This is a genomic window from Polaromonas sp. P1_E11, from assembly GCF_056405995.1.
On record NZ_JBFUBA010000003.1, the window covers coordinates 225483 to 241200 of the forward strand.

General features: G+C 61.6%; 17 protein-coding genes. 13 read left to right on the forward strand and 4 right to left on the reverse strand.

Translation table 11 applies throughout. The features are described from left to right. Positions 1-64 precede the first annotated feature (64 nt). From AC1D11_RS14870 to AC1D11_RS14885, 4 genes are all read left to right on the forward strand, one after another. Positions 65-1195 carry a sugar ABC transporter permease gene (locus AC1D11_RS14870; RefSeq protein WP_477648749.1) on the forward strand — a complete coding sequence of 377 codons (1131 nt, stop codon included), beginning with the start codon at positions 65-67 and terminating at the stop codon, positions 1193-1195. A gap of 305 nt (positions 1196-1500) precedes the next feature. Further along, on the forward strand, positions 1501-2280 hold the full coding sequence (locus AC1D11_RS14875; protein WP_477649200.1) for an ATP-binding cassette domain-containing protein: 780 nt from the start codon (positions 1501-1503) through the stop codon (positions 2278-2280). 15 nt (positions 2281-2295) lie between these two features. Next, complete coding sequence (locus AC1D11_RS14880; RefSeq protein WP_477649201.1) at positions 2296-3474, forward strand: ROK family protein; 1179 nt, start codon at positions 2296-2298, stop codon at positions 3472-3474. Between the two features lie 103 nt (positions 3475-3577). Beyond that, positions 3578-3748, forward strand: coding sequence for a hypothetical protein (locus AC1D11_RS14885; protein WP_457280702.1), 171 nt, complete (start codon positions 3578-3580; stop codon positions 3746-3748). 22 nt (positions 3749-3770) lie between these two features. Here the strand turns inward: AC1D11_RS14885 and AC1D11_RS14890 are convergent, their stop codons facing one another. Then, a complete protein-coding gene (locus AC1D11_RS14890; protein WP_477649202.1) occupies positions 3771-4286 on the reverse strand; it encodes a MarR family winged helix-turn-helix transcriptional regulator in 516 nt (171 codons plus the stop codon). 60 nt (positions 4287-4346) lie between these two features. On the opposite strand from AC1D11_RS14890, the gene AC1D11_RS14895 reads away from it, so the two are divergent. The 5 genes from AC1D11_RS14895 to AC1D11_RS14915 all read left to right on the forward strand — a co-directional run bounded on the left by AC1D11_RS14895 (position 4347) and on the right by AC1D11_RS14915 (position 9776). After that, complete coding sequence (locus AC1D11_RS14895) at positions 4347-4751, forward strand: GFA family protein (RefSeq protein WP_477649203.1); 405 nt, start codon at positions 4347-4349, stop codon at positions 4749-4751. A 194-nt stretch (positions 4752-4945) separates the two neighbouring features. Beyond that, positions 4946-6154, forward strand: a complete 1209-nt coding sequence (locus tag AC1D11_RS14900) for an acetyl-CoA C-acetyltransferase (protein ID WP_477649204.1) — start codon at positions 4946-4948, stop codon at positions 6152-6154. Between the two features lie 5 nt (positions 6155-6159). Further along, entirely contained in the window at positions 6160-8307 is a 2148-nt protein-coding gene (locus AC1D11_RS14905; RefSeq protein WP_477649205.1) for a 3-hydroxyacyl-CoA dehydrogenase NAD-binding domain-containing protein, read from the forward strand. A gap of 57 nt (positions 8308-8364) precedes the next feature. Beyond that, positions 8365-9108: a 3-oxoacyl-ACP reductase FabG gene (gene fabG / locus AC1D11_RS14910; protein ID WP_477649206.1), complete on the forward strand. Its 744-nt coding sequence runs from the start codon at positions 8365-8367 to the stop codon at positions 9106-9108. A gap of 113 nt (positions 9109-9221) precedes the next feature. Then, positions 9222-9776, forward strand: coding sequence for a hypothetical protein (locus tag AC1D11_RS14915; RefSeq protein WP_477649207.1), 555 nt, complete (start codon positions 9222-9224; stop codon positions 9774-9776). Between the two features lie 277 nt (positions 9777-10053). On the opposite strand, the gene AC1D11_RS14920 is transcribed toward AC1D11_RS14915, so the two are convergent. From AC1D11_RS14920 to AC1D11_RS14930, 3 genes are all read right to left on the reverse strand, one after another. Continuing rightward, positions 10054-11166 (reverse strand): alpha/beta fold hydrolase, encoded by a 1113-nt coding sequence (locus tag AC1D11_RS14920; RefSeq protein ID WP_477649208.1) that lies wholly within the window; start codon positions 11164-11166, stop codon positions 10054-10056. A gap of 28 nt (positions 11167-11194) precedes the next feature. Continuing rightward, on the reverse strand, positions 11195-11776 hold the full coding sequence (locus AC1D11_RS14925; RefSeq protein WP_477649209.1) for a hypothetical protein: 582 nt from the start codon (positions 11774-11776) through the stop codon (positions 11195-11197). Between the two features lie 221 nt (positions 11777-11997). After that, entirely contained in the window at positions 11998-12855 is an 858-nt protein-coding gene (locus AC1D11_RS14930) for an AraC family transcriptional regulator (protein ID WP_477649210.1), read from the reverse strand. 98 nt (positions 12856-12953) lie between these two features. Between AC1D11_RS14930 and AC1D11_RS14935 the strand changes: the two genes are divergently transcribed. The 4 genes from AC1D11_RS14935 (at position 12954) to AC1D11_RS14950 (ending at position 15708) form a co-directional block, all read left to right on the forward strand. Next, positions 12954-13310, forward strand: a complete 357-nt coding sequence (locus AC1D11_RS14935) for a cupin domain-containing protein (protein ID WP_477649211.1) — start codon at positions 12954-12956, stop codon at positions 13308-13310. 82 nt (positions 13311-13392) lie between these two features. Continuing rightward, positions 13393-14388 (forward strand): bifunctional helix-turn-helix transcriptional regulator/GNAT family N-acetyltransferase, encoded by a 996-nt coding sequence (locus tag AC1D11_RS14940; RefSeq protein WP_477649212.1) that lies wholly within the window; start codon positions 13393-13395, stop codon positions 14386-14388. Between the two features lie 163 nt (positions 14389-14551). Further along, positions 14552-15127 carry a chromate transporter gene (locus AC1D11_RS14945; protein WP_477649213.1) on the forward strand — a complete coding sequence of 192 codons (576 nt, stop codon included), beginning with the start codon at positions 14552-14554 and terminating at the stop codon, positions 15125-15127. Beyond that, positions 15124-15708, forward strand: a complete 585-nt coding sequence (locus AC1D11_RS14950; RefSeq protein WP_477649214.1) for a chromate transporter — start codon at positions 15124-15126, stop codon at positions 15706-15708. The genes AC1D11_RS14945 and AC1D11_RS14950 overlap by 4 nt, the downstream gene beginning before the upstream one ends. Positions 15709-15718 lie beyond the last annotated feature (10 nt).

Here is a 15718-nt window from a genome sequence, read left to right on the forward strand (position 1 = left end):
CAAAACCATGCAATTTCCCGTTCGGTTCCTGCGCAACGCTGCTGTTGACTGGCGGCTGGTGTTCATGGGGGGCGTGCTCGCCGTCCTGGCGGGCGTATTCCAGGTCCTGTCGGGCGGCATTTTCCTGTCGCCTGAGAATCTCTACAACATTGCCCAGCAAACCGCGGTGGTGGGCATCGTGTCCACTGTCATGGTGCTGATCATTGTGGCCCGGCACATTGACCTGTCGGTCGGTTCGGTGATCGGTTTTGTCGGCGTGCTCATCGCTTATCTTCAATACACCTTGGGATGGTCCTGGCCGGCGGCGTCACTCGCCGGCCTGGCCGCGGCGCTGGTGGTGTCGGTGTACCAGGGATGGCTGACCGCCATGCTCGGCGTCCCTTCTTTTGTGGTCACGCTGGGGGGCTTGATGTCCTTGCGCGGCGCGGCTTTTCTGGTGGCCGACGGCAAGACCCAGCCCGTCAGCGACGAGACTTTTCTGCAGCTCGGCGGCGGCTATGACGGCGGTATCGGGGTGACCGCCACCTGGGTCCTGACCGCCTGCGTGAGTGTGGTGCTGGTGGTTCGCATGCTGTTGCGCCGCCGTGCCTCCACGCGCCATGAGATGCCCAACCAGCCCGTGTGGGTGGATGTACTGCTGGTGGCGGCGCCGGTGGTTCTGCTGGCCGCGTTCGCCGCGACCATGAACAGCTACCTGGTCACCAACAAGGACGCCCCCCAGGGCATCCCGATTCCGGTGCTGATCTGGGCGGCCGTGGCGGTGGTGATGTCATTCATCTCCCAGCGCACTCGTTTTGGCCGCTATGTTTACGCCATGGGCGGCAACCCCGACGCCGCGGTGCTGGTCGGCATACCGGTCAAGCGGGTCACGCTCATGCTGTTTGCCCTGCTCGCCGTGCTTATCACCATTGCGGCCATTGTGTCGGTGGCCCGCCTGAACGCAGGCACCAACTCGCTGGGCACCGGGATGGAGCTCTTCGTGATTGCCGCCGCCGTGATTGGCGGCACCGCACTGGCCGGAGGCAGCGGCACCATCATCGGCTCGGTGCTGGGTGCACTCATCATGCAATCGCTGGACAGCGGCATGCTGCTGCTGGATGTCTCCATCGGAAAACGCATGATCATCATCGGGCAGGTGCTGATTGTGGCGGTGGTGTTTGACGTGCTCTACCGCAAGTGGGCGCAGGAAAGCTAGGATGAAACACCCCCGAAGCGCCTTCGGCGCCCGGCACCTCCGCCAGAGGCGGAGGCCCTTCGAAGCCGTCCAAGCCTGCGCAGGCAGGCTTGGAGCCGCGGCTCTCAGCCCCTCAAGGGGGGCAAGACCCGCGGCTCCAGACCGACCTGCGTCGGTCTGGACGGGTCGAGCGGTGGCTGCCTCCGGCAGCCACGCGGCCTGCAAGGCACACCAGCGGCCCGGCGAAGCCGGTTCCGCGGTGTCCCTGGCCTTTGCCGTGCGGTTTCATGTGTCGCGGGTGGCACGCAGCACAATGGATCACTGAAATGCAAACCACTACCGAACCCCTGGTCGAATTCAAGGACATCCGCAAGGCTTTTGGCGGCGTTCATGCCGTGGATGGCGTGAACCTGAACCTGTACCCCGGCGAAGTTGTCGCCGTCTTGGGCCACAACGGCGCCGGCAAATCCACACTCATGAAAATGCTGGCCGGCGCTTTTCCGATCGATTCGGGCGAAATCCATGTGATGGGGCAGAAAGTGAATCTCCGGACCCCGGCCGATGCACAGCACCAGGGCATCGAGACCATCTACCAGACACTGGCGCTCGCCGACAATCTGGACGCCGTGGCCAACCTGTTCCTGGGCCGTGAAAAAATGACGGCCTGGAATACGCTGGACGACTACTTCATGGAGGCACAGGCACGCAAGGTGTTTGGCCGCCTGAATAAAAACTTTACCAACATCCATACACCGGTGCGGCGCCTGTCTGGCGGTCAGCGCCAGGTGGTGGCCATCTCGCGCGCCATTTATTTCAATGCCCGCATCCTGATCATGGACGAACCCTGTGCCGCCTTGGGGCCGGAGGAATCCGCCATGGTCGCCAACCTGGTTCTCCAACTCAAGGCCGAAGGCGTGGGCATTTTCCTGATCACGCATGACATGCAGGATGTTTTTTCGCTCAGCGACCGTCTCTCTGTGATGAAAAACGGCCGCCTGATCGGCACCTACCGCACGGCCGACCTGAACGAAGACCAGATTCTCGGCATGATCATCGCCGGCAAGCAGCCGGAAGGGAAAACACAGGCGCCGCAACGCATTGCCTGAACCATGCCATCGGCCATGAAAACCACAGGTGACCAGCAACTCGTCAAACGCATCAACCGCAGTGTGCTGATGCGCTTGCTGCGCAACCAGCCGGGGCGCTCGCGCGCGCAGCTGGCCAACCATAGCGGGTTGACCAAGTCGACGGTCAGCCTGCTGGTGCGCGAACTCATTGATGAAGGCTGGCTCAGTGAAATCAGCATGGCCGCCGCCAACGGTGTGGGGCGGCCCTCCACGCCCCTGCAGATCGACTGCCGGTCGCGCGGCCTGATTGGTGTGGAAGTGGCAGTCGACACCTTGCGTGTGGTGAGCGTGTCCCTGCTGGGGCAGGTGCTGTGGTCAACGCAAGAGCCTTTGCGCGGCACCCGGCCGCAAGACGTCTGCAGCCAGATTGCGGACCTGACAGTGGTGGCCCAGGCGCAGCTGGTATTGCGCGGCGCGCAACTTTCAGGTGTGGGCATCGGCCTGCCCGGCGCGTTTGACGAAACCACCGGTGTGGTCCGCTTTGCCCCCAACCTTGGCTGGCGCAACGTGGACTTCTTGCCGCAGATCACCCAGGCACTGATTCATGCAGGCCTGCCCCCGGTACCAGTGCACGTGCAAAACGAAGCCGACACGGCCGCTCTGAGCGAATACGAATTCTCGGAGAACGACGGCAAGGACTCGCTGATTTTTGTGACCTGCGATGTCGGCGTGGGCGCGGGCATCGTGCTCAACGACCGGCTGTTCACCGGAATGCGGGGCATGGCCGGCGAAATTGGCCACAGCATTCTGGAACTCGACGGTCCCGCGTGCTCCTGCGGACGGCGTGGGTGCGCGGAGGCCTTCATCGGTTCGGGTGCTCTGGGCCAGTTGGCGGACGCTCACCGGTCAGGACACTACCTGGGTGTGCTGCTGCAGAACCTGTGGACCACTTTCGACCCCAGCGTGCTGGTGGTGGGCGGCGCATCCTGTCAGCATTTTCCGGAATTGGTGGAGGTTGCCAGGCAGACGCTGCAAAACTACGCCACCCATGCCGGCGTCACAGCTCCCATGGTGCGCGTGGCGCGTTACGGCCTGCTGGCTTCAGCGGTAGGTGCTGCCGCCCTGGTACTTCACCAATATCTGCGCCCCATGCATCCGCGCGGCCGCCTCGTGAGCAATGGCCTTCCTGAGGGCTTCAAGCCCGGGGTGACCGAATTGGCCGCAGCCTCCTGAAACCATTCGTAGGCCCTCGCTGACACCCATCAGCGCATCTACCCGATAAAGCAGCGGCTCCACGGCACGCATAGTGGGGCCACAACATTTCGTGGAGAAGAAAATGTCTTTTGCGCTTTACATGATCGGTTTCGTGATTTTCCTGGCCGGCGTCATTTGGGGCGCCGTGGTTGCCGGTGTGCCGCATCTGTACATCGGCATAGGTGCGCTGATCTTCCTGGGCATAGGAATCTTCAGCGCCGTGAGCCGCACGCGCAGCAAAGACCCCTCTTAAGCGGCACGCGCCGGCATCCCAACTATTCCGGCGGCGCTTCCCGCGCCATCAAAGCCTGCTGCAACTGCGCCAGCACGGCGCTTGCGGCGCGTAGCTGCGCCTCATTCATCCCCTCAGCCAACGCATTGGCCCATACTTTTTGCCCTGCCTGTATGGTTTGCAAGGCCTTGCGACCTTTGGCAGTGAGCCGCACCAGCTTGGCGCGCGCATGGGCCGGATTGTTTTCATAAGCACTGAGCCCCTCTTCCACGAGTAAATCCGCCACGCGCTGCACGCTCTGCCGCGTCAGGTTCATGGCGCGTGCGATCTGTGCCACTGACAGCGGCGCGTCCTCCACTGCGGCCAGCACCTGCCAGCGCGCCGAAGTCTGTCCGGCCGGCGCCGCCAGCGCATCACCGGCCGCCGTCAACAACCCATTGAGCTGCATCACCTGCACCACCAGCCAACTCAGGGAATTGGCGGCCGGCGTGCGCTTGACCTCTTCGTTGACAATTTCTAATTTGACAGCATGCTGTCGCTTAATTATACTTTCAGACATGACAACATTCTGTCATATCCGGATTTTTTCAACAACCTTCAACGTCAAGGAGTTCGCCTCATGCAAAAGACCTATACCGGAAGCTGCCACTGCGGCGCCGTTCGTTTTGAAGCCGACATCGACCTCAGCAAAGGCACGGGCCGCTGCAATTGCTCCATCTGCACCAAAACCCGCAACTGGGGCGCCATCATCAAACCCGATGCATTTCGGCTGCTGGCCGGCGAGAACGAACTGAGCGACTACCAGTTCGGCACCAAAAGCGGCCACCATTTGTTTTGCAGGCACTGCGGCGTGCGGCCTTTCGGCCGGGGTTACGTGGAGCAGATAGGCGGCGACTATGTATCCATCAACATCGCCGCGCTGGACAACGCCGAGCCGTCTGAACTTATCAGCGCGCCGGTCAACTACTCGGACGGGCGCAACAACGCTTGGTGGAACACCCCTGCCGAGACGCGGCACCTCTGATTGATCGCGGGCATCCACCGCCCTGAACGATGTCGGTCAGGAATTGAAGGCCAGGCCAGGCTTCAGCGCAATACAACGCAACGCGGCCTTCCGTTCGTCTATTTATGCAAAGCGACTGCTTTGCGAAATGCATATACTTCAACGGCTCCCCTCCCCGCCAGCCCTGCGTTCCCGCCTTCCCGAGGAAAGCCATCATGAGCATCGAAGCCTTTATCTACGACGCCATCCGCACGCCGCGCGGCAAAGGCAAAAAAGACGGCAGCCTGCACGAGGTCAAGCCCGTCAACCTGCTGGCCGGGGTGCTGGCAGACCTGCAACGGCGCAGCGGCTTCGACACCGCGGCAATCGACGACGTGGTGATGGGCGTGGTTTCACCGGTGGGTGAACAGGGCGCGGTGATTGCCAAGGTGGCCGCGCTCAAGGCGGGCTGGGATTTCCGCGCCTCGGGCATGCAGGTCAACCGCTTTTGCGCCTCGGGCCTGGAAGCCGTGAACATGGCCGCGCAAAAAGTGCGCTCGGGTTGGGAAGACCTGGTGGTGGCCGGCGGCGTCGAGAGCATGAGCCGTGTACCGATTGGCGCCGACGGCGGCGCCTGGGCGCAAGACCCGGAGACCAACAGCGCCACCCTGTTTGTGCCGCAAGGTATAGGCGCCGACCTGATCGCCACGATGGAAGGTTTCAGCCGCGCCGACGTGGACGCCTTTGCGCTCGAAAGCCAGCAGCGCGCCGCCAAAGCCCGCGCCGCCGGCCACTTCGCCAGCTCCGTCGTACCAGTCAGGGATTTTCTGGGCCAGACGATTCTGGCCGAAGACGAATTCATCAAACCCCACACCACGCTGGAAGGCCTCGCCTCACTCAAGCCTGCCTTCGACCAGCTGGGCAGCATGGGCTTTGATGCGGTGGCGCTGCAGCGCTATCCGCAGGTTGAGCGCATCCACCACGTGCACCACGCCGGCAATTCGTCGGGCATCGTGGACGGCGCGGCCGCCGTACTGGTGGGCTCGGAAGCCGCCGGCAAAACCCATGGCCTCAAGCCGCGCGCCCGCATCGTGGCCGCCGCACTGAGCGGCGCCGACCCGACCATCATGCTGACCGGCCCCATGCCCGCCACGCGCAAGGCGCTGGCCAGGGCCGGCATGACGGTGGAGCAGATCGACCTGTTCGAAGTCAACGAGGCCTTTGCCGCCGTGGTGATGCGCTTCATGAAAGAGATGAAGGTGCCGCACGACAAGGTCAACGTGAACGGCGGCGCCATTGCCATGGGCCACCCGCTGGGCGCCACCGGCGCGATGATCCTCGGCACGCTGGTCGACGAGCTGCACAGGCGCAAGTTGCGCTACGGCCTGGCCACGCTGTGCGTGGGCGGTGGCATGGGCATCGCAACGATTGTTGAAAGAGTCTGAATGCCATGAAGACCATCCAGTACCAAATCGAGGGCGGCATTGCCACCATAACGTTTGACGAACCAGACTCCCCCGTCAACACCATGTGCCTGCAGTGGCAGGACGATCTCAGTGAAGTCACCGCGCAGGTGGTGAAAGACAAAAACGCCCTCAAAGGCATCATCCTCGCCTCCGCCAAAAGCACTTTTTTTGCCGGCGCCGATTTGAAGGCCGTGATGCGCCTCACACCGGCCGACGCGCCCAGGGCCTATGCCGAGATCGAGCGCGTCAAGAAAAACTTCCGCGCCCTCGAAACGCTGGGCGTCCCCGTCGCCAGCTGCCTTAACGGCACGGCACTGGGCGGGGGTTGGGAAGTAGCATTGGTCGGCCATTACCGCGTGGCGGTGGACGACCGCAAAACACAGTTTGGCCTGCCCGAGGTCACGCTGGGCCTGCTGCCCGGTGCCAGTGGCGTGACCAAGATGACGCGCCACCTTGGCTTGATGGGCGCGCAACCCTATCTGGTCGAGGGTAAAACCTTTAACCCGCGCGAGGCGCTTGAGCTGGGCCTGGTGCACGACCTTGTGGCCGATGCAGCCGGGTTGCGCGGCAAAGCACTTGCATGGATCGCCACCAAACCTGCCGCCCAGCACCCTTGGGAAGCCAGGGACTACAAAATCCCGGGTGGCACACCGGCCAGTCCCAAGATCGCCGCAGCGCTCAGCGTCGCGCCTGCCATGCTCAAAAAGCAGACGCGCGGCCTCTACCCCGCGCCTGAAGCCATCCTCGCCTGCATGGTCGAAGGCACACAGGTGGACCTGGAAACCGCCTTTCGTATCGAAAGCCGCTACCTCGCCAAACTCATGACGGGCACCAATGCCAAGGCCATGATCAACACCTTTTTCTTCGACATGAACGCCATCAAGAGCGGTCAGTCGCGGCCCAAGGGCGTGGGGCGTTTCCGGCCCGCCAAGGTCGGCCTGCTGGGCGCCGGCATGATGGGTGCGGGCATCGCTTACGCGCAGGCCAGCAAAGGCATTGCCACCGTGCTCAAGGACGTCAGCCAGGACAAGGCCGAAGCCGGCAAGGCTTACAGCAGCAAGATCACCGCACCGCGTGTGGAGAAAGGCCGCATGACGGCCGCCGAGCAAAGCGCCCTGCTCTCTCGCATCACCGCGACCGACCAGGTTGCGGAACTGGCCGGCTGCGACCTCATCATCGAGGCCGTCTTCGAGCGGCGCGACCTCAAGGCCAAAGTGACGCAGGAGGCCGAGCCTTTGCTGGCGCCCGGCGGTTTCTTCGCATCCAACACCTCCACCCTGCCCATCAGCAGCCTGGCCACGGCAAGCGACAGGCCCGAAAAATTTATCGGCATCCACTTCTTCAGCCCTGTCGACAGGATGAAGCTGGTAGAGATCATTCGCGGCAAGCAGACCGACGACGAAACCGTGGCCAGCGCCTTCGACTATGTGCAGGCCCTGGGCAAGATCCCCATCGTGGTGAACGATGCGCGCGGCTTTTACACCAGCCGCACCTTCGGCACCTTTGTGATGGAAGGCGCGGCCATGCTGGGCGAAGGCATTCCCGCCGCCGCGATTGAAAATGCCGGCATCCAGGCCGGCATGCCCGTCGGCCCATTGGCCGTGCTGGACGAAACCGCGTTGTCATTGAGCGTGCACGTGCTGGACCAGACACGTACCGACTTCACCGCAGAAGGAAAGACCTACACCGCCACCCCCGGCGAACTGCTGGTCGAACGCATGGTGAAAGAGTTGAAGCGCCCCGGCCGCGCGGCCGGTGGCGGCTTTTACGACTACCCCACCGAGCCAGACGCGAAAAAACACCTGTGGCCCGAACTCAAGCCCCTGTTTGAAAAACCCGGCGCCTCCTGGGACATCAACGAACTCAAGGACCGGCTGCTGTACCGCCAGGCTGTGGAGACTGCCCGATGCCTCAGCGAAGGCGTGCTGACCACCGTGCATGATGCCAACATCGGCTCCATCTTCGGCATCGGCTTTCCGGCCTGGACGGGCGGCGCGATGCAGTTTATCTACGGCATGGGGATTGACGCCTTTGTCTCGCGCTGCGGCGAACTGGCCGAAGAATTCGGCCCCGGCTTTGCGCTGACGGATGCGGTCAAAGATGCGATCCGCCAGCATCAGCCGGTTTACTAAGCTGCTCCGTTTAACGCACCCTCCCCCTCATTCATCTCATCGACCTTTATCCACTTCATGCCAAGACTTCAAAACAGGATCAGCATCATCACCGGCGCCGCCCAGGGCATTGGCCTGGCCACCGCCCTCAAGTTCTCCCAGGAAGGCGCCATCGTCATCGTCTGCGACGTGAAACAAGCCGGTGTGGATGAAGCCGTCAAACAATGTCAGGCCCTGGGTGCGCAGGCCGTCGGTTATGTGATGGATGTGACCCAGCGCGCCATGGTGGATGCGGTGGTCGGCAAGGTCAAAGACCAGTTCGGCCGCGTCGACGTGCTGGTCAACAACGCCGGCATCACGCAGGATGCGAGGCTGCAGAAAATGACGCTGGAGCAATTTGACAAGGTGATCGACGTGAACCTGCGCGGCGTCTTCCACTGCGCGCAAGCTGTGGCCGACACCATGACAGCGCAAGGCAGCGGCGTGATCCTGAATGCCAGTTCAGTCGTCGGCATCTATGGCAACTTCGGCCAGACGAATTACGCTGCCAGCAAGTTCGGCGTGATCGGCTTCACAAAAACCTGGAGCCGCGAGCTGGGCCCCAAGGGCGTACGCGTGAATGCCGTGGCCCCCGGTTTTATTTCAACGCCCATTCTGAGCACGATCCCCGACAAGGTGCTCAAGGAGATGGAAGCCCATGTGCCGCTCCGGCGCCTGGGACGGCCCGAGGAGATTGCGAATGTGTATGCGTTTCTCGCGAGCGATGAGGCGAGTTACGTCAATGGGGCTGTGATTGAGGTTTCTGGGGGGATGTCGGTTTAAACCCAGCTGACGAAAGTGGTAATTCTCGTGCAACACAAGAACGTGGCAGTCGAAGAATGAGGGGACGATTTAATATTGCCGCTCTTAGAACAATCAGAAACAAGGGAGCTTGTGTGCTTTCAATAATCAAGAATTTGTGTTTATTTGGCTGCGTTTTGTTAGCTGGCTGTATTACCCTCGCGCCAAAGTACGCGCCAAACAATCCAGTGAATAACGAGAGAATTCAAAGCGCGCTAATAACGTATCAGACCGCAGCGTCACTACCAATCACCTACAACGTCGATAGAACCTACAGTCCGGCAATCAAAGACGAACTGGGGAGGCAAGCGCAGAACGACACTCAGACGATGCTGCTTTTGATTGGCAAGCAGGTTCCGCTGCAACTGTCGAACGCGCTCACTGAACGCGGCGTCAGAAATGGTGCTGACGCAACGATTTCCCTTAGACCGATAAGCGCCAATGCCGGATGGAAGGGTGTAGTGCGCTTGCATCTGGAAGTTACCGTTCGCACAAGCGATAGAACAAAGCCGCAATGGGTAGTGGAAATTGGTGCTATAGGCAGGGACATAGGCACAGGCATTGATCCCAGCGGTGAAAAAATGGCAGCGCTATTTACCACCCAAATCATCTCTGAGCTGGCCAAAGCTGGCTTCATAGCGGCGGAGTAGTAAGCCTGCGTGAGCGGCATTGGAGGGACGCCAGAGAATCAGGCCAACACTGCCGCAGGCACGTGCCTTGGCTGGCTCGCCCGCAAGCCCTATCGCTTGCGCCTGATGGCAAGGCATTCTCAGCTTGCTGAAAACCCTCCGCCGAGTAAAAAGACATTGCGCCCGGTGCAGACAGAAAGATGAGGGACACCTGGTCTCCGATGATTGCCTGGGGGATGTCGGTTTAGCGCGCTGCAGAAAAGGACATTTTGAACTCAAGCCTTGGAATGCTGGCATTTCAACGTTTGAATTCACGGTGTTGCGCAACTTCTTTTCCAGGTCCGGTGGAATGATTGGCTGGGCGCTCGCCCTCCAGCCTGACAGCGATGGGCTTTATAAATTCACTCACAGCACTGACAAACTCCTCAGCTTGATCCTGCATGATGAAGTGCCCGCTATTTTTAACAACGATATGACGTGAATTGCTGGACAAGCGGGCCAGGTCATTCTGCTCAGTCTGCTGGATTCTGGCGAGCGCTTTTTCTGCTTCGATATTCCTGCCCGACTTCTCGGCTTCACGCTCGACCAGGCTTGGGTCTACCCGGTTACCGGCAGTCAATGCCAATAGAGGAAGGTTTCCCAAACTGAGGGGTGGCGGTGTGGCGGGATCAAGCCCTTGACGCATGACAGCAATTTCATTGACAACGGCATGCGCGGTATCGGTCCGATTTTGCATCGCCGATTTTGCCGCCAACACTTCTGCCGGCAGGGAAGAAGGCCGGCGGCCGGCATCGGCAATGCCCATCAGCCTTATGAGCCCGACTCGCGATAACGGCCCGGCAACTGCCATCTGCAAGGCTTGTTTCCAGTAGTCCCAGGCGGCATACGGATATTGGTGGGCAGGGCTTTGCTCATGCGTCGAATCGACAAGGACGATACCCTGCGTCTCCTCAGGAAACTGATGGTAGAAAGCCCGCACGTATATTCCGCCACGGGAATGGCCCGCCAGCACATAAGGCGGAGAAACGTCCGCATTGTTCAAGAGCGCATGCAGGTTCCGGGCTACATCTTCCGGCTGCATAGGGCTATCGATTGGATCGCTCCAGCCAAGCCCGGGGCGGTCATAGGAGCAAACGCGCATATTTCGCGCAAGCGCGGATTGAACCGGATACCAGGTCAGAAAATTGTCTCCCAGGCCGGCTTCGAGGAGGAGAGTTGGAGAACCGGAACCCACGCAGTAAAGATGGTGGTTCACGCCGTTCACTGAAATCATGCGACCTGGAGGCGCGAATGCAGTTCGGTCTGCAGCAGTTCTTTTCGATTGATAGGCTGTTCCCGCCAGCACGACAAAGCATGCAATTCCCAAACCGGAGAGAAGGAAGCGAAAGCGCCACAACAGCCTGAGTTTCATGACGCCCTCTCGATGTAAGAATCGGGCGTCACCTCGCGGCTTTGTCTGGCTGCAATCCGGCGACCAGGGCGGCCTGCATATCCTCAGGAAGACCTGCTACGCCCTTGACCACCCCGGGCCCTCCATTTCGCCAGTGAACCGTGAATTCGCGTGGTTGGGCCATTCCAGGCATGGCGTATGTGGTGACTTGCAGAACCGCCTCAGTGCCCCCTTCGAGCAGTGCGGCGGAAGACAGCAGCTTGACCACAGGTCCGAGTTCACGGACACCAATGACAACCACCCGGGTAAAAGCTCCTCCTCCCGAGGCAAGCTGTGCAGAAATGGCGCCAGGGGTGAGACTCGGGATGCGCCTGAGGTCGGCGCGAGCGAAACAACCGGAACTGTCAAGAAAATTCTTGAGACCCGTTGCAGCGGCCGCCTCTCGCTGGGCGATATCTTTCTGATCTGATCGCCACTCTGGTGCCCAGAGAACGAGAGCCGTAGCCGCGCGTTCGCACACCGGCGCCTGGGGTGATGGATTCAGGGTGATGGCCGTACTGGCGCATCCGGCCAAGAGCACGCTGCAGAATACAGCCGAAAAGTATTGGCCGAGTCGCTTTGGAAAGGTCATGTGTGAAGTCCAGCGTCATGCCCACAAGGGCTGCGGCATGGCCGTTTTTTTGGTATGACTGGCCGCTGAATCTGGCCAGGTGTTGGTTATTAAAAGAAATTACTCGTTCCTTTTTGAGATTCATTCAGCTCGAAAGAAACGACAAAAATCGGAAAAATAATTCTAGATGAGCTGTGCAATGACCGCCTCCTCAATACTGACGAGAGCAGGCAATACAAGGTTCACGTGGCGATGACTGCGGAAGGCTTCATCTGCCGCAACCAGGCACCAGGCGACAAACCCACACTGCCCTTGAAGCGCCGGCTGAAATGGCTCTGGTCGGCAAAACCGCAGGCGACTGCCACCTCAGCCAGGCCCTGCCCGGCCAGCATGGCTGACTGGGCGCGTTCGATGCGAACGGCGTTGAGGTAGATATGCGGCGGCACGCCAAACTGCCGGGCGAAGGCGCGGGTCAGGTGAACACGCGACAGGCCAGCCTCGCCTGCGAGGGCATCGACGGTGATGTCCTGGTCGAAGTGGCTGCGCAGGTAGTCGCGAATGCGGGCCATGCGCGCAACGCCGGCTGGCTTCACTTCATCGCCTGAGCGCCGCTCTCCGTAGCGCTGCAGCAAGCGCACCAGCACATTGCGCGTGAGCTCTTCGGCGCGCAGCGACTCCTGCGCCTGCCCGCCTGCGCCTATGGCAAGCGCCAGCGCGCGGCCCATGGCGGCGTCGCGCACCACAGGTTGACGGAAGTAAGCCGCCATCTCGAGGCCGGCTTCCTTGTCGCGGCATTCGTTCACCACTTGCGGCGACACATACAGCATGCTGTAGCCCAAGCCCTCCTGCGTGCCGCGCTGGCCGTCGTGCGGTTCGTCGGGATTAAAAAGGATCACGTCGCCGCGCAGACTGGCGTGCAGCGTGCCGCCGCAGTGAAAGGTCTGCACACCGGAGGCGGTGACCCCTATGGAATAGGTTTCGTGGCTGTGGCGCTCGAAGGTGTGCTCAGTGAAGTGGGCGTTCATCTGAGTCACGCCGGCCAGTGCACCCGGACGAAAGCGGGCCCAGTCTTTGGGCGTGGGGACCTGGGCGTCGTGCATGGAACAATCGTAAAGGAAACAATCGTACAAGACGCGGCAGCCCTGAACAAGGAAACTCCCCCTCAATCGCATTCAACCGCCATGAAAGAGGAGTTCACATGAAAGAAGCCGTAGACCTGCAGACCAAGCTCGCGACCTTTGAAGGCCACTGGCAGCCGCGCACCGTGAGCGAGTTCAACGGTCACGATGTGATGGTCGTCAAGGTTCAGGGGGAATTCAGCTGGCATTCGCACCCGGAGAGCGACGATTTCTTCCTGGTGCTCAAGGGCGAGCTGCACATCGACATCGACGGCCAGCCCACCGTCACGCTCAAGCCCGGCCAGTTGTACGTGGTGCCGCGCGGGGTGCGCCATCGCCCCCGGGCATCGCAAGAGGCGCACCTGCTGCTGATTGAGCCGACCGGTGCGCCCAACAGCGGCGATGCGGCCACAGCGGCCCCGCGCCGGGTGATCTGAGGCCGGGCCTGCCGAACCAGGGGCGTTACCGGAAGAGACCATATACTTGACTTTGTCAACCAACTGATTGACGATGTCCAGCATGGCCTCGTCAATCAATACCACCGCCTCAAACACCCCTTCCCCGCCACAAGCTGGAGCACCCGTTGCGGCCGCCGCTACGGCCCACGTCAAGGCCGTGCGAAGCTTTAACCGCTTCTACACCCAGCGCATCGGCGTGCTGGACCCTTACCTGGACAGCGAGTTTTCGCTGACGGAAGTACGGGTGTTGTATGAGCTGGCCCACCGCGACCAGCCCACGGCCACGGAGCTGGGGCGCGAACTGGCGCTGGACGCCGGTTACCTGAGCCGCATCCTGCGCCGCTTCGAAAGCCAAGGCTGGCTGGCGCGCGCGTCTTCGCCGGCGGACGCGCGGCAAAGCCTGCTAAAGCTGACCGAGGCCGGCCACGCCGCATTTGCGCCGCTGCAGCAGCGCTCCCGCGACGAAGCCGCAGCCCTGCTGGCCGCGCTGGCGCCAGACCACCAGCAAAAGGTGGTGACAGCCATGACCACCGTACAACGGCTGCTGGCCAACGGCAAGGAGTCCGCCGCGACACGTACGGTGCTGTTGCGCGACCCCGGGCCAGGCGACATCGGCTGGGTGGTGCAGCAACACGGTGAAATTTATGCGCGTGAATACGGCTGGAACAGCGAATTCGAGGCACTGGTGGCCGATATTGCCGGCAAGTACCTCAAGAACCACCAGCCGGAGTGGGAGAAGTGCTGGATAGCCGAAGTCGACGGCGAGCGGGCGGGCGCGGTGTTTGTGGCGCGTAAATCAGCCACCGTGGCCCAGCTGCGCATGTTGATCCTCACGCCGCAGGCGCGCGGACTGGGCCTGGGCGGGCGCCTGGCCGACGAGTGCATCGCATTTGCGCGCAGCAAGGGCTACAAAAAAATGGTGCTCTGGACCAACAGCTGCCTGGATGCAGCGCGCGCCATTTACGCCAGGCGTGGTTTCAAGCTGACCAGGAGCGAGCCCTACCATGGCTTTGGGAAAGAAAACCTGGTGGGCGAAACCTGGGAACTGCGACTGTAGCCGCCATGCAGGGCATGTCGGGCGCAGCCTCAAAAATTACGCCATTTTTGCCTCCAGCCCATATCCAACGAGCGCAAGCAGCTATCTTATTAATAGCAAACAGCGGCCCTTGGTCTCCTGTGTGCAGGCTGTGGTGCATCGATGAAACGGCGATAATTGGTGCATGAGCACCCCTCCCGCCGAAGACCGCCCGAAACCCCGATCCCTCTCCGATCTTTTCATCTCATTCACCTTGCTGGCGCTTCAGGGCTTTGGCGGTGTACTGGCTGTCGTGCAACGCGAGCTGGTCGAAAAAAAGCGCTGGATGACGCGCGAAGAATTCATTGAAGACTGGGCCGTCGCGCAAATCATGCCCGGGCCCAATGTAGTCAACATCTCACTGATGATAGGTGGCCGCTACTTCGGCCTCAAGGGCGCCCTGGCAGCGCTGGCCGGCATGCTGACCGTGCCGCTGGTGCTGGTGCTGCTGCTGGCGGTGGTCTATGCCCAGTTTGCCGGGCATCCCGGCGTGGCCGGCGCACTGCGCGGCATGGGCGCTGTGGCGGCCGGACTGATCGGCGCGACCGGCCTGAAGCTGTTCGGCGCGCTCAAGAAAAACGTGCTGGGCCTGCAGCTGTGCACCGCGTTCGGCGTGGCCTGTTTTGTGGCCATCGCCCTGCTGCGCTTTCCCCTGGCCTACATGCTGCTCGGGCTGGGCGGCTTGGCCTGTGTGCTCGCTTACCGCAGGCTGGCACCATGACCGAATCGCTGCATCTCGTTTTCGGCGCGCGGGAATGGTTTGATCTCTTCCTGCATTACCTCTCGCTGTCGCTGCTGTCGATAGGCGGGGCCATCACTACCGCACCCGACATGCACCGTTTCCTGGTCGACAAGCAGCACTGGCTGACCGACGCGCAGTTCAACGCGTCCATCGCTATCGCGCAATCGGCGCCGGGGCCCAACGTGTTGTTCATTGCGCTGCTGGGCTGGAATGTGGGGTTGAACGCAGGCGGCATGCTGACCGGGCTGCTGGGCGTTTTCCTGGCGATGCTGGGCATCCTCATCCCGAGCACCACCCTCACCTACCTGGCCGCGCAGTGGGGTCACCGCAACCGCGAACTGCGCGCAGTGCGGGCTTTCAAGCAGGGCATGGGGCCCATCGTGGTGGCCTTGCTGATCGCGACAAGCTGGATATTGGCCACCGCCAACGGCAGTTCGCTGAAAGACTGGCCGGTGTGGTTGCTGGCGGCCACCACAGCCGTGATTGTCTGGCGCAGCAAGATCCATCTGCTGTGGCTGCTGGGCGCCGGCGCGTTGCTGGGCTGGTACGGGCTGGTCTAGCGGCCCGTTC